The 13,928-nt window shown below is 73.5% G+C and carries 12 protein-coding genes; 6 read left to right on the top strand and 6 right to left on the bottom strand.

What is annotated here, in order from left to right:
* Positions 1–86: 86 nt before the first annotated feature.
* On the top strand, positions 87–848 hold the full coding sequence (locus OG594_RS01465) for an RNA methyltransferase (RefSeq protein ID WP_266594695.1): 762 nt from the start codon (positions 87–89) through the stop codon (positions 846–848).
* A gap of 77 nt (positions 849–925) precedes the next feature.
* Here OG594_RS01465 and paaN read toward each other — a convergent pair whose 3' ends face one another.
* Complete coding sequence (paaN, locus tag OG594_RS01460) at positions 926–2,623, bottom strand: phenylacetic acid degradation protein PaaN (protein WP_266594694.1); 1,698 nt, start codon at positions 2,621–2,623, stop codon at positions 926–928.
* Between the two features lie 124 nt (positions 2,624–2,747).
* On the opposite strand from paaN, the gene OG594_RS01455 reads away from it, so the two are divergent.
* On the top strand, positions 2,748–4,298 hold the full coding sequence (locus tag OG594_RS01455; RefSeq protein ID WP_266594693.1) for a 3-hydroxyacyl-CoA dehydrogenase: 1,551 nt from the start codon (positions 2,748–2,750) through the stop codon (positions 4,296–4,298).
* A complete protein-coding gene (locus OG594_RS01450; protein ID WP_266594692.1) occupies positions 4,295–4,897 on the top strand; it encodes a TetR/AcrR family transcriptional regulator in 603 nt (200 codons plus the stop codon). The genes OG594_RS01455 and OG594_RS01450 overlap by 4 nt, the downstream gene beginning before the upstream one ends.
* 66 nt (positions 4,898–4,963) lie before the next feature.
* Here OG594_RS01450 and OG594_RS01445 read toward each other — a convergent pair whose 3' ends face one another.
* On the bottom strand, positions 4,964–5,518 hold the full coding sequence (locus OG594_RS01445) for an Lrp/AsnC family transcriptional regulator (RefSeq protein WP_266602509.1): 555 nt from the start codon (positions 5,516–5,518) through the stop codon (positions 4,964–4,966).
* A gap of 193 nt (positions 5,519–5,711) precedes the next feature.
* On the opposite strand from OG594_RS01445, the gene pdhA reads away from it, so the two are divergent.
* The 3 genes from pdhA to OG594_RS01430 are packed head-to-tail and all read left to right on the top strand — an operon-like array spanning position 5,712 to position 9,216.
* Complete coding sequence (pdhA, locus tag OG594_RS01440) at positions 5,712–6,848, top strand: pyruvate dehydrogenase (acetyl-transferring) E1 component subunit alpha (RefSeq protein ID WP_266594691.1); 1,137 nt, start codon at positions 5,712–5,714, stop codon at positions 6,846–6,848.
* A gap of 47 nt (positions 6,849–6,895) precedes the next feature.
* Positions 6,896–7,864, top strand: coding sequence for an alpha-ketoacid dehydrogenase subunit beta (locus tag OG594_RS01435; RefSeq protein ID WP_189738634.1), 969 nt, complete (start codon positions 6,896–6,898; stop codon positions 7,862–7,864).
* Entirely contained in the window at positions 7,864–9,216 is a 1,353-nt protein-coding gene (locus OG594_RS01430) for a dihydrolipoamide acetyltransferase family protein (protein ID WP_266594690.1), read from the top strand. The genes OG594_RS01435 and OG594_RS01430 overlap by 1 nt, the downstream gene beginning before the upstream one ends.
* A 184-nt stretch (positions 9,217–9,400) precedes the next feature.
* Here the strand turns inward: OG594_RS01430 and OG594_RS01425 are convergent, their stop codons facing one another.
* From OG594_RS01425 to OG594_RS01410, 4 genes are read right to left on the bottom strand one after another with little or no spacing between them, the layout of a single operon-like run.
* Positions 9,401–10,378 carry an NAD(P)H-quinone oxidoreductase gene (locus OG594_RS01425; protein WP_266594689.1) on the bottom strand — a complete coding sequence of 326 codons (978 nt, stop codon included), beginning with the start codon at positions 10,376–10,378 and terminating at the stop codon, positions 9,401–9,403.
* A 26-nt stretch (positions 10,379–10,404) separates the two neighbouring features.
* Positions 10,405–11,505 carry a TrkA family potassium uptake protein gene (locus OG594_RS01420; RefSeq protein WP_266594688.1) on the bottom strand — a complete coding sequence of 367 codons (1,101 nt, stop codon included), beginning with the start codon at positions 11,503–11,505 and terminating at the stop codon, positions 10,405–10,407.
* On the bottom strand, positions 11,493–12,839 hold the full coding sequence (locus OG594_RS01415) for a molybdopterin molybdotransferase MoeA (protein ID WP_266594687.1): 1,347 nt from the start codon (positions 12,837–12,839) through the stop codon (positions 11,493–11,495). The genes OG594_RS01420 and OG594_RS01415 overlap by 13 nt, the downstream gene beginning before the upstream one ends.
* A complete protein-coding gene (locus tag OG594_RS01410; protein ID WP_266594686.1) occupies positions 12,836–13,699 on the bottom strand; it encodes an NTP transferase domain-containing protein in 864 nt (287 codons plus the stop codon). Before OG594_RS01410 ends, OG594_RS01415 begins: the two co-directional genes overlap by 4 nt.
* Between the last annotated feature and the right edge of the window lie 229 nt (positions 13,700–13,928).

The raw sequence follows: 13,928 nt of genomic DNA, 5'->3' as shown, positions 1-13,928 counted from the left end.
GCTACCGCTGGGAGGTACCCCCTGGCGGGGCTGGATTTGCCCTGGAGCATCGCGGAGCAGGCTCGCGCGGACCTTAGGGTCGGGGTATGGACGACACGGTGCGGGAATGGCGGGAGGCCGAGCAGGCCGGGGACCTCGTGCTGCTCGACGGGTTTCACGCGCTGAAGCACGCCCTGCGGTTCGGGGCCGATGTGCGGATGGTCATCGCCGAGGACCCCGGCGCCGTACGGGCGCTGGCCCGTGAGCTGGCTCCGGACGTCGAGGCCGCCGTGGTGCGGCTGGTGCGGCGGGCCGCGCTCAAGGAGGTGCTGCCGCGCGTGCACCCCACGGGGGTCGCGGCCCTCGCGGTACGGCCCGACCGGGCCGCCGGCCTCGCGGGGCTGGGGCGGATGCCACGGCCGGCGCCGGTCGTCGTCCTCGACAACCCCCGCAACCTGGGCAACGTCGGAGCCGTCGTCCGGCTCGCCGCCGGCTTCGGCGCCACCGGTGTCGTCACCCGCGGCGACCTGGACCCCTGGCACCCGAACGTGGTCCGGGCGGGGGCCGGGCTGCACTACGCCACCACCGTCGAGCGCCTCGCACTGGACGAGCTGCCGCCCGGGCCGCTCTACGCGCTCGACCCGGAGGGCGCGGACATCCGCGCCCTCACCCTCCCGGACGATGCCCTGCTCGCCTTCGGCTCGGAGCGGCACGGGATCTCACCGGAGCTGCGCGCCCGGGCGGACCACCTCGTCTCCCTGCCGATGCGCCCCCAGGTCTCCAGCTACAACCTCGCCACCAGCGTGGCCATGACCCTCTTCCACTGGGGCGGCCCCCCGGCCCACGAACAGGGCGGCGAGGACTCCTAGGCCCCTGCGCAGGACGGTCCGGACGGGCGCCTGCGCCCGGACCTTCGGGGAGGAGGCGCCCAGGGCCTGAGCGGGGGTTACGCCTGGCGGCGGACCTCCACCACCCGGAAGCGGTTCGCGACGAAGGCGCCGTCGCACAGGGCCGCGTTGGCCGCCGGGTTGCCGCCGGAGCCGTGGAAGTCCGAGAACGCGGCGGTCTGGTTGACGAACACCCCACCGGTCAGGTTCAGGGAGAGCTGCGCGGACTCCTCCAGGCAGACCTCCTCGATGGCCCGCTCGGTGTCGGGGGACGTGGTGTACGCGCCCACCGTCATGGCGCCCTTCTCCCGCACCGTGCGGCGCAGCAGGTCGAGGGCGTCGGCGGTGGTGTCCACGGCCACCGCGAAGGAGACCGGGCCGAAGCACTCGGAGAGGTACGGCGCCTCCGGGTCCGCCACATCCCAATATTTACGTGCGGCGTCCAGCTTGACCATGACGGGGGTGCGGACCACCGCGTCCGGGAACTCGGGGTTCACTACCTCCCGGGAGGCCAGCGCGACCTCGCCCAGGGCGGCCGCGGCCTCCAGCCGCGTCTTGACGTCCGGGTTGACCAGCGCGCCGAGCAGCGCGTTGGCCCGGGCGTCGTCACCCAGCAGGCCGCCGACCGAGGCGGCGAGGTCGGCGACGACCTCGTCGTAGCCCTTGTGGCCGGCGTCCGTCGCGATGCCGTCGCGCGGGATCAGCAGGTTCTGCGGGGTGGTGCACATCTGGCCGCTGTACAGGGAGAGCGAGAACGCCAGGTTCGACAGCATGCCCTTGTAGTTGTCGGTGGAGTCCAGGACGACGGTGTTGACGCCGGCCTTCTCCGTGTAGACCTGCGCCTGGCGGGCGTGGGTCTCCAGCCAGTCGCCGAACTCCGTGGACCCGGTGTAGTCGATCAGCTTGATCTCGGGGCGGACCGCGAGGGTCTTGGCGATGCCCTCGCCCGGGCGCTCGACCGCGAGCGCCACCAGGTTCGGGTCGAAGCCCGCCTCGGCCAGGACCTCCCGCGCGACCTGGACGGTCAGCGCGAGCGGCAGCACGGCCCGCGGGTGCGGCTTGACCAGCACCGCGTTGCCGGTGGCGAGGGAGGCGAACAGGCCGGGGTAGCCGTTCCAGGTCGGGAAGGTGTTGCAGCCGATCATGAGGGCGATGCCGCGCGGGACGGCGGTGAAGGTCTTGCCGAGCTCCAGCGGGTCCTTCTTGCCCTGCGGCTTCGACCAGTCGGCCTGGCCCGGGACCCGGGTCTGCTCCTCGTACGCGTAGGCCACGGCCTCCAGGCCACGGTCCTGCGCGTGCGGGCCGCCGGCCTGGAACGCCATCATGAAGGCCTGGCCGCTGGTGTGCATGACCGCGTGCGCGAACTCGTGGGTCCGGGCGGAGATGCGGGACAGGATCTCGATGCAGACCAGGGCGCGCGCCTCGGGTCCCGCGTCGCGCCAGGCACCCATGCCGGCCTTCATCGCGGGCAGCAGCACGTCCGGGTCCACGTGGGGGTACTCGACGCCCAGCTCCGGGCCGAACGGGGACACCTCGGCGCCCGTCCAGCCGTCGGTGCCGGGCTGGCCCAGGTCCAGCCGCGTGCCGCGCAGGGCCTCGAAGGCGGCGAGCCCGTCGGCGGGCGCGGTCTCGCCGTACGCCTTGGGGTGTTCGGGATGCGGGGACCAGTAGGCGCGGCTGCGGATCGCCGACAGGGCCTGGTCCAGGGTGGGCCGGTGCTTGGCGGACAGCTGGGGGACGGTGAGCTCGGCGGCCATCAGGGACCAACTCCTCGTTGAGCCGGGCGAAGGAGAGCAGACTGGAGTTAGAGTAACCGAACGATCGGTCGGGACAAGAGGGCCCGGCGGACCTGTGGACAAGTGTGTGCGGGAGGATCAGGGCATGACAGCAATCGAGCGGTCCCGCACTGTGGCGGTCGTCGGCGCCGGCACCATGGGACAGGGCATCGCCCAGGTCGCCCTTCTCGCAGGTCACCGCGTGCTGATCTACGACATCAACGCCGCGCTCGCCGCCGACGGCGTCGGTTTCGTCCAGGACCGGGTCGACCGGATGGCCGCCAAGGGCCGCCTCGACCGCGCCGAGGCCGAGGAAGCGATCGGCCGGATCGCATCGGCCGGCGACCTCGCGGACCTCGCCGGGGCCGCCCTCGTCATCGAGGCGGTGGTCGAGAACGTCACCGTGAAGCAGACGCTGTTCGCCGCCCTCGAAGAGGTGGTCGCACCGGACGCGCTGCTGGCCACCAACACCTCCTCCCTCTCGGTCACCGAGCTCGGCGCAGGGCTCGCGCACCCCGGCCGCTTCCTCGGCCTGCACTTCTTCAACCCGGCCCCGCTGCTCCCGCTCGTCGAGGTGGTCAGCGGTTTCGCCACCGACCCGGCCGCCGCTGAGCGCGCGTACCGCACCGTCCTCGGCTGGGGGAAGACGCCGGTCCGCTGCGCCGACACCCCCGGCTTCATCGTCAACCGGATCGCCCGCCCCTTCTACGCCGAGGCCTTCGCGGTGTACGAGGAGCGCGGCGCCGACCCGGCCACCATCGACGCAGTGCTCCGCGAGAGCGGCGGCTTCAAGATGGGCCCCTTCCAGCTGACCGACCTGATCGGCCAGGACGTCAACGAAGCCGTGACCCGCTCGGTGTGGGAGTCCTTCTTCCGCAGCCCGAAGTTCACCCCCTCCCTCGCCCAGCGCCGCCTCGTCCAGTCGGGCCGCCTCGGCCGCAAGTCCGGACACGGCTGGTACCCGTACGGCCCGGACGCCGAGCCCGCGCTCCCGCACACCGCCGCGCCCGAGGAGGCCCCGGCGAAGGTCACCGTCGTCGGTGACCTCGGCCCCGCCGCCGACCTGGTGGACCTGCTGGAGGAGGCCGGGGTCGCGGTCGCGGCCACCGGCCAGGGCGGCCCGTACATCCAGCTCCCCGGCGAGGGCCAGCTGGTCCTCGCGGACGGCAAGACCTCGGTGGAGTTCGCGGACGTCGTCTACTTCGACCTCGCCCTCGACTACCGGGGCGCCACCCGGATCGCGCTCTCCGCGAGCGCGGACACCAGCGAGCGGACCCTCGCCGAGGCGATCGGCCTCTTCCAGAAGCTGGGCAAGCAGGTCTCCGTGATCGGCGACGTCCCCGGCATGATCGTCGCGCGGACCGTCGCGATGCTGATCGACCTGACGGCCGACGCGGTCGCCCGGGGGGTCGCTTCCGCCGAGGACATCGACACGGCGATGCGACTGGGCGTCAACTACCCGCTGGGTCCGGCCGAATGGCACGACCGGATCGGCCGCGACTGGGCCTACGACCTGCTGCATCACCTCGACGAACGCGTCCCCGGCGGCCGCTACGCCCCCTCCCTCGCCCTGTTCAAACTGGGCTACGAGGACGGGGACGGCGACGGGGCCGGCGACGACGAGGGCGACCAGGACGACACGGGGGAGAACGAGTGACGACGGCCAAGCGGGACACCTACACCCCCGAGACACTGCTGTCGGTCGCCGTCCAGGTCTTCAACGAGCGCGGCTACGACGGCACCTCGATGGAGCACCTCTCCAAGGCCGCGGGCATCTCGAAGTCCTCGATCTACCACCACGTCGCGGGCAAGGAAGAGCTGCTGCGGCGGGCCGTGAGCCGCGCCCTCGACGGGCTCTTCGGGATCCTGGAGGAGCCGGGCGCCGTACGCGGTCGGGCGGTCGAGCGCGTCGAGTACGTCACGCGCCGCACGGTCGAGGTGCTGGTCGGCGAGCTGCCGTACGTGACGCTGCTGCTGCGCGTCCGCGGCAACACCCGCACCGAGCGCTGGGCGCTGGAACGCCGCCGCGAGTTCGACCACCAGGTCGCTGACCTGCTGGGGGCCGCCGCGGCGGAGGGCGACCTGCGGGCCGACGTGGACATACGCCTCGCCACCCGGCTCCTCTTCGGCATGGTCAACTCCCTGGTCGAGTGGTACCGCCCGCACCCCGGTGCCGGTCACGCCCAACTCGCCGACGCCGTGGTCCACCTCGCCTTCGACGGCCTCCGCACCACCCCGCACCCGCCGACCGCCTGAGCCGCGCCCCGGCCGGCCGGGGCGCGGGCAAGGCGCGGGCAGGGCTTCCCGGCCGCCGGTCGGGGCCTACTCCTCTGAGATCGTCGGTCCGGCCGCCGGGCCCGGGCCGGTGTCCAGGAGATCCGTTTCCTCGAACACCAGCAGGGTGCGCGTCGAGAGGACCTCGGGGATGGCCTGGAGCCGGGTCAGGACCAGCTCGCGCAGGGTCCGGTTGTCCGGGGTGTGCACCAGCAGCAGGACGTCGAAATCGCCGCTGACCAGCGCGATGTGCGCGGCGCCCGGGAGCTCGCGCAGCTGCTCGCGGACCGTGCGCCAGGAGTTCTGGACGATCTTCAAGGTGATGTAGGCGGACGCGCCCTGACCCGCGCGTTCGTGGTTGACGCGGGCCGTGAACCCGCGGATCACCCCGTCGTCGATGAGCCGGTTGATCCGGGCGTAGGCGTTCGCCCGCGAGACGTGCACCTGCTCCGCCACCGACCGTATCGACGCGCGGCCGTCCGCCTGGAGCAGCCGCATGATCGACCGGTCGATCGGATCCAGGGGGCGGGGTGCGACGGGCGGGCCCGAAGTGGCTCCCGGGGCGCCTCCCGGCGCAGCAGGTGCCGGACCCGTTCCGGCCATTTGTTCATCCGGCATTGCCCGATGCCTCCCTCTCCTGGACGTCCTGCATCCATCCCAGGGCCCCGGCGCCCGTTTGTCCACAGCCTGGAGCCGCCTGTAGCCAAATTGCGCAGACAACCGAACAATCGGTAGGTGAGGGGCCTCACACCCGGGGCACCCCCTGCCCGCTTCCCACGAGGAGGTGTACGCCGCCATGACGGTCCAAGAGCTGCCCGGTGCCGGTGCGTCCCACCGTTCCACCCAGCCGCCCGCCTGGAGCCCCCGCACGGACGCCGCGCCGCTGCTTCCGGACCCCGAGCCCTACCGGGTGCTGGGCACCGAGGCGGCGGACCGGCTCGACCCGGAGCTGATGCGCCGCTGTTACGCCGAGCTGGTGCGCGGCCGGCGCTACAACGCCCAGGCCACGGCGCTCACCAAGCAGGGCCGGCTCGCCGTCTACCCCTCCACCGTCGGCCAGGAGGCCTGCGAGATCGCGGCCGCACTGGTCCTGGAGGAGCAGGACTGGCTGTTCCCGAGCTACCGGGACACCCTGGCGGCCGTGGCGCGCGGACTGGACCCCGTACAGGCCCTGACCCTGCTGCGCGGCGACTGGCACACCGGGTACGACCCGCGCGAGCACCGCATAGCCCCCCTCTCGACCCCCCTCGCCACCCAGCTGCCGCACGCGGTGGGCCTGGCGCACGCGGCCCGGCTGCGCGGCGACGACGTCGTCGCCCTCGCCATGGTCGGCGACGGCGGCACCAGCGAGGGCGACTTCCACGAGGCGCTGAACTTCGCCGCCGTCTGGCAGGCCCCGGTGGTCTTCCTCGTGCAGAACAACGGCTTCGCGATATCCGTCCCGCTCGCCAAGCAGACCGCCGCCCCGACGCTGGCCCACAAGGCAGTGGGCTACGGGATGCCCGGCCGGCTGGTCGACGGCAACGACGTCGCCGCCATGCACGAGGTGCTGTCCGAGGCGGTCCGGCGGGCCCGGGCCGGTGGTGGTCCGACCCTGATCGAGGCCGTCACGTACCGGATGGAGGCCCACACCAACGCCGACGACGCGACCCGCTACCGCGGTGACGCCGAGGTCGAGGCCTGGAAGGCGCACGACCCGGTCGATCTGCTGGAGCGCGAGCTGACCGCCCGCGGGATCATCGACGAAGCGGCGATCCAGGCGGTGCGCGACGACGCCGAGGCGATGGCCGCGGCGCTCCGCGAGGGGATGAACGCGGACCCGGTGGTGGACCCGATGGACCTGTTCGCGCACGTGTACGCGGAGCAGACGGACCGGCTGCGGGAGCAGGCGGCCATGCTGCGCGCAGAGCTGGAAGCAGAGGACCAGGCGTGACGACGGTGGCGGCGAAGTCCGCGAAGTCGGGGGCCAAGCCCGCGACGATGGCGCAGGCCCTGACCCGGGCGATGCGCGACGCGATGGCCGAGGACCCGACGGTCCACGTGATGGGCGAGGACGTCGGGACGCTCGGCGGGGTCTTCCGGATCACGGACGGGCTCGCGAAGGAGTTCGGCGAGGAGCGCTGCACGGACACCCCGCTCGCGGAGGCGGGAATCCTGGGCGCGGCGGTCGGCATGGCCATGTACGGGCTGCGCCCGGTGGTGGAGATGCAGTTCGACGCCTTCGCCTACCCGGCGTTCGAGCAGCTGATCTCGCACGTGGCGAAGATGCGCAACCGCACCCGCGGCGCGATGCCGCTGCCGATCACCATCCGCGTGCCGTACGGCGGCGGGATCGGCGGCGTGGAGCACCACTGCGACTCCTCCGAGGCGTACTACGTGGCCACGCCCGGCCTGCACGTCGTGACCCCGGCCACGGTCGAGGACGCGTACGGGCTGCTGCGCGCGTCGATCGCGAGCGACGACCCGGTGGTCTTCCTGGAGCCGAAGCGGCTCTACTGGTCGAAGGCCGACTGGCGGCCCGAGGCGCCGGCGGCCGTGCCGGGCATCGGGAAGGCACTGGTCCGGCGGACCGGCACGAGCGCGACCCTGATCACCTACGGGCCCTCGCTGCCGGTGTGCCTGGAGGCGGCCGAGGCGGCGCGCGAGGAGGGCTGGGACCTGGAGGTCGTGGACCTGCGCTCGCTGGTCCCCTTCGACGAGGACACGGTCGTGGAGTCCGTACGCCGCACCGGGCGCGCGGTGGTGGTCCACGAGGCCGGCGGCTTCGGCGGACCGGGCGCGGAGATCGCCGCCCGGGTCACCGAGCGGTGCTTCCACCACCTGGAGGCACCGGTGCTGCGGGTGACGGGCTTCGACATCCCCTACCCGCCGCCGATGCTGGAGAAGCACCACCTGCCGGGTGTGGACCGGATCCTGGACACCGTGGCCCGCCTGCAGTGGGAGAACTGATGCCGCAGGTAATGGAATTCAAGCTTCCCGATCTCGGGGAGGGCCTGACCGAGGCCGAGATCGTCCGCTGGCTGGTCGCGGTGGGCGATGTCGTCGCCATCGACCAGCCGGTGGTCGAGGTCGAGACGGCCAAGGCGATGGTGGAGGTTCCGTGCCCCTACGGCGGTGTGGTCACCGCCCGTTTCGGGGAGGAGGGCACGGAACTGCCCGTCGGAGCACCGCTGATCACCGTGGCGGTGGGGGCGGCGTCGCTCCCGCAGGCCCCGGCCGCGCAGGCGGCCGAGGCCGAGGCCGCCGGCAACGTGCCCCGGCCCCTGATCGGTTACGGCGAGGACCACTCGCGCCCGGCGCGTCGGCGACGGGTGCGACCCGTCACCGCCGCGGTGTCGGCGCCGGTCGTCGCGGCTCCGGTCGCTCCGGTCGCTCCGGTCTCTCCGGTCGCTCCGGTGGTTCCGGTTGCTCCGGCGGCTGTCGCCGGCCCGGTGCCCGTGATCTCGCCGCTGGTGCGCAAGCTGGCCAAGGACGGCGGGGTCGACCTGCGCGCGCTGACGGGGTCGGGGCCCGAGGGCTTGATCCTGCGGGCCGACGTCGAGGCGGCGCTGGCCGCGCTGCGGGCGCCCGAACCGGCCCCGGTCGCCGCGGCGGCACCTGCGGTGGCGGCACGGGGCGAGCGGATCCCGCTCAAGGGAGTGCGCGGGGCGGTCGCCGAGAAGCTCTCGCGCAGCCGCCGGGAGATCCCGGACGCCACGTGCTGGGTCGACGCGGACGCCACCGAGCTGATGGCCGCCCGGGCCGCGATGAACGCCGTGGGCGGGCCCAAGATCTCGGTGCTCGCGCTGCTGGCCCGGATCTGCACGGCCGCCCTGGCCCGGTACCCGGAGCTCAACTCCACCGTGGACCTCGCGGCCAAGGAGATCGTCCGGCTCCCGTCGGTGCACCTGGGCTTCGCCGCGCAGACCGAGCGGGGCCTGGTGGTCCCGGTGGTCCGGGACGCGCAGCACCGCAACCCGGAGTCCCTGTCGGCGGAGTTCGCCCGGCTGACCGAGCTCGCCCGGGCCGGGAAACTGGCCCCGGCCGATCTGACCGGCGGCACCTTCACCCTGAACAACTACGGGGTGTTCGGGGTCGACGGCTCCACGCCGATCATCAACCACCCCGAAGCGGCGATGCTGGGCGTGGGCCGGATCATCGACAAGCCGTGGGTCCACGAGGGGCAGTTGGCGGTCCGCAAGGTCGTCCAGCTGTCGCTGACCTTCGACCACCGGGTCTGCGACGGCGGCACGGCGGGCGGGTTCCTCCGCTACGTCGCCGACTGCGTGGAATCCCCGGCGGTCCTGCTGCGCAGCCTGTAGCTCAGCGCGGGCGGGGCGGGGCGGTGCCGCTGCGCGGAGCTGTCCCCGCCCCACCCTTTCGCCATCCCCCAGACTCCGTCCGGGGGGACCCCCAGCCGGGCTCTGCCCGGACCCGGTCCTCAAGCGCCGGACGGGCTGAAAATCGGGAGTTTGAGGCGCGGGGTCCGGGGCTCCGCCCCGGACCTCACACCGTGAGCAGCAGCTTGCCCACGTGGGCGCTGGACTCCAGCACGCGGTGGGCCTCGGCGGCGTCCCGCATCGGGAACGCCGCGTGGACCACCGGGCGGACCCGCCCCGCGGCCACCAGCGGCCACACGTGCTCGCGTACGGCGGCGACGATGGCCGCCTTCTCCTCCAGCGGGCGGGCGCGCAGCGAGGTGGCGGTGATCGCCGCCCGCTTGGCCAGCAGGGCGCCGAGGTTCAGCTCGGCCTTCACCCCGCCCTGGAGCCCGATCACCGCGAGCCGCCCGTTCACGGCCAGGGCGTCCACGTTCCGGGCGAGGTACTTCGCGCCCATGATGTCCAGGATCACGTCCGCCCCGGCCCCGCCCGTCGCCTCGCGCAGCTCGGCCACGAAGTCCTGCTCGCGGTAGTCGATCAGGATGTCCGCACCCAGCTCCTTGCAGCGCGCCAGCTTCTCCGGGCCGCCCGCCGTCACGGCGACCGTCGCGCCCACCGCCTTCGCCAGCTGGATCGCCATGGTTCCGATCCCGCTGGACCCGCCGTGCACCAGCAGGGTCTCGCCGGGACGGAGCCCCGCCACCATGAACACGTTGGACCACACGGTCGTGACGACCTCGGGCAGCGCGGCCGCCGTCACCAGGTCCACGCCCGCCGGGACCGGCAGCAGCTGCCCCGCCGGCACGGCCACCCGCTCCGCGTACCCGCCGCCCGCCAGCAGGGCGCACACCTCGTCGCCCACGGACCAGCCGGACACCCCCGGCCCCATCGCGGCGATCCGCCCGGAGCACTCCAGCCCCGGATGGCGCGGGGCGCCGGGCGGCGGATCGTAGAACCCCTGTCGCTGGAGTACGTCGGCGCGGTTCACGGCGCTCGCCGCGACCTCGACGAGGACCTCGCCCTCGCCCGGCACCGGATCGGGTACGTCGGCCCAGACAAGGGCCTCGGGGCCGCCGGGCTGCTCGATGGTGATCGCATGCATGGCCCGGAGGCTACGCCACGGCGCGGCTAATCGGCAGGTCCGAACTTCACCTGCGGCGAGGCCGGCGGCGTCGCCCGCACGATGGTGATGAGACGGTCCGTCAGCTGGATCGGGCTCGCGTGCGGATCGTCGTACGGGAGCAGCCGGTGGCCGCGCACCACGCTCACGACCAGGTCCTCGGTGTCCCGTACCGACTTGCCGGCCTCGGACTTGCGGGCGGGGCGTTCGATGAGGTCGAGGCCGCTGCCCTGCTGGATCAGGTCCTCCATCACGGTGCCCGCGCTCGGGCTGAGCACCGAGAGGCCCAGCAGCCGGCCGGCCGCGCTCGCGCTCGTGATGACCGCGTCCGCACCGGATTGGCGCAGCAGTGGGGCGTTCTCCTCCTCGCGCACCGCCGCGACGATCTTCGCCCCGCGGTTGAGCTGTCGGGCGGTCAGGGTGACCAGGACCGCCGTGTCGTCCCGTTGGGTGGCGATGACGATCTGACGGGCCTTCTGCAGCTCGGCGCGGAGCAGGACGTCGGAGCGGGTGGCGTCGCCGACCACGCCCGTGAAGCCCTCCGCGTTGGCCGTGTCGATCACCTTGGCGCTGGGGTCGACGATGACGACCTGCTCCTTGGAGAGGCCGGTGGCCAGCAGCGTCAGAAGGGCCGAGCGGCCCTTCGTGCCGAAGCCGATGACGACCGTGTGCTCGCGCAAGTTCTTCCTCCAGCTCTTCAGTCGCCACTCTTCCCTCGTCCGTTCCGTCAGGACTTCCAGGGTGGTACCGACCAGGATGATCAGGAACAGCACGCGCAGCGGGGTGATCAGCAGGATGTTGATCAGTCGTGCGCTGTCGCTGTACGGCACGATGTCGCCGTAGCCCGTCGTCGACAGCGTCACCGTGGCGTAGTAGAAGCAGTCGAGGAGATCGACCTGCTCGTTGGCGTTGTCGTGGTAGCCACCACGGTCCAGCCACACGATGAAGACCGTCAGGAAGAGTACGAACAACGCCATCAGCAGGCGCTTGGTGACCTGCCTCAGCGGGTTCTCGACGATGCGCTTGGGCAACTTGATGGGCCGGGAGACGAGTTTCTCGTCGGCGCCGCGGGCCATGGAGTCCTGGCCGTGGAGTTTCACGTGAAACATCCTCCAGAAGCCCAGGGCAGATCGAGAATCTCCAGTTCCTGCCCGGACCGCGCGCCCTTGGGCGGTACGACGGCCAGCGCGTCGGCGGCGGCCACACCGCGCAGCATCGCAGGTCCGTGGTAGCGCAGCGGCACCGCGTGCTCGTCGCTCAGCAGGACCGGGACCAGCCGGGTGTCGTACGGGTGGCCCGGTACGTCGCCCTGCACCGGCGCCGTGTAGCGGGGCCGCCTGAGGCGGCCGGCGAGGGCGCGCAGCAGGGGTTCGGCGAGGGTCAGCAGCCCGGAGACGGCGGCAAGCGGGTTGCCGGGCAGCCCGACGATATGGCGCACCGTGTTCTCGGCGTTCTCGGCGTTCTCGTTGGGGGTCCCCGACCCGATGCGGGCCAGCAGCATGGGGTGCCCGGGGCGCACCGCCACCCCGTCGACCAGCAGTTCGGCGCCTGCCTTCCGCAGTACGGGACGGACGTGGTCGACGGGGCCGGAGGCGGTGCCGCCCGTGGTGACGAGGACATCGGCGGTGCTCGTGGTGACGGCCTCCAGGAGCGCCGCGGCCCCCGCCGGGTCGTCGCCGAGCCGCCGCGTACCGATGACCTCGGCGCCGAGGCGGTCCATCCAGGGCCCGAGCATGGGGCTGAGGGCGTCGCGGACCAGCCCCTCGTGCGGGCGGCCCTCGGTGAGCAGCTCGTCGCCGAGCACCAGGATCTCCACGCGGGGGCGGGGCCGGGTGGTCAGCTCGTCGTACCCGGCGGCTGCGGCGAGCCCCAACACGGCCGGGGTGACCAGGGAGCCGGCGGGCAGCAGCAGGTCGCCGGAGCGGCACTCCTGGCCCCGCGGGCGGATGTCCTGGCCGGTGAGGACGGGTCGGTCGGCGAAGAGCTGGGTGCCGGCCTCGCGGCAGTGCTCGGTGCGGATGACGGCGGTGGCGTCGACGGGGATCCGGGCGCCGGTGGCGATCCGTACGGCCTCGCCGTCGGTGAGGGGCTCCGGCCGTTCGGAGCCGGCCAGGACGCCGCCGCCGGCGCGCACGCTCCAGGGGCCGGGGCCCGCGACGGCCCAGCCGTCCATGGCGGAGGTGTCGAACGACGGCAGGTCGGTCAGTGCGTCCAGGGGGGTGGCCAGGACTTCGCCGAGGGCGTCCGCGAGGGCCACGCGGTGGGTACGGGCCCGCACCCTGCTCCCGGCGTGCGCGGCGGTGTCCCGGGCCCGCTGCCAGCCGGACGCGCGGTGGCCGCCCGTGCCGCCTCCCGCACCGCCCGTGCCGCCGCCCTCGGGGGTGCGGCTGACCAGTGCGAGGGCCTCGTCGAGGGCCTGCTCCGCGGAGTTCGTGGGGGTCATCCGGAGCCGTTCCGATCGGCGGTGTCGGCCGCCGCCTCGTCGGCCCACCGCAGCGCCAGGTCGGCCGCCTTGCGGGAGGCCTCGGCGACGGCCCGGGCGGGGTCGGCGCCGGTGGCGGCGGCATGCGCGGCCGCGTAGCCGACCAGGAAGGTGGTCAGCGGGGCGGCGGGTCGGGCGACGCCGTGGGCGGCGTCCCGGGCGAGGTCGAGCAGGGTCTTGGTGTCGACGGGGAGGTCGATGCCCAGCTCACTCTTGACGGCGGTGATCCATTGCTCCAGCACGCTTCCATGCTCCCTGATCCGGGCGCGGGCGGCGGCGAGATCGTCCCAGGTGTCGCAGTCGAAGGAGGCGAGCGGCCGGGACGTGACGCGGGCGAGGTCCAGTGCGGCGGTGAGCGCACGCAGCGGGAGCCCGGTGAGCGTGCCGTGCTCGGCGGCGAGCAGGGCGATCTCGCGGCGCAGCGGTTCGGCCCGGTAGGCGGCGACCAGCGGCTGGTCCCGGCCGTCGGGGTCCCGCAACATCGCCCCGTCGACACCGGGGGCGTCCAACAGGGCCCGTACGGTCTCCCGGTCGAGGAAGGGCAGGTCGGCGGAGAGGACGAGGACCAGCTCGGCGGTGGTCCGGCGCAGACCGGCGTCCAGCGCGGCCACGGGGCCGCCGCCGGGCGGGTCCTCACGGGTCCAGTGGACCGGGCGCGCCGTGGCGCGGCGACCGCCGACGACGACGGTGGTCCGGGCGTCCGGGCAGGCGTCGAGGACGCGGTCGAGGAGTGCGCGGCCGCCGACGCTCAGCGCGGGCTTGTCGGCCCCGCCGAGTCGCTGCGCGGCGCCGCCGGCCAGCACGATCGCGTCGTAGCTCATGCCCTTGAGTATGCGGCGGCCATGTCCCTGGCGGGGGCACTGCCCCCGGACCCCCGCGTCTCAAACTCCCCCAGCTACCGCTGGGAGGGACCCCTGGCGGGGCTGAAAGATCGCCTCAAACGCCGGCGGGGCTGGGATGGTGCGCCTCAAACTCCCCCAGCTACCGCTGGGAGGTACCCCCTGGCGGGGCTGAGGAGGGTGCCGGCGGGGGGAAAAGCGGGCTGAAAGT

This window comes from Streptomyces sp. NBC_01214 (assembly GCF_026340975.1).
GTDB lineage: Bacteria > Actinomycetota > Actinomycetes > Streptomycetales > Streptomycetaceae > Streptomyces.
This window is presented reverse-complemented; position numbering and strand designations above follow the sequence as displayed.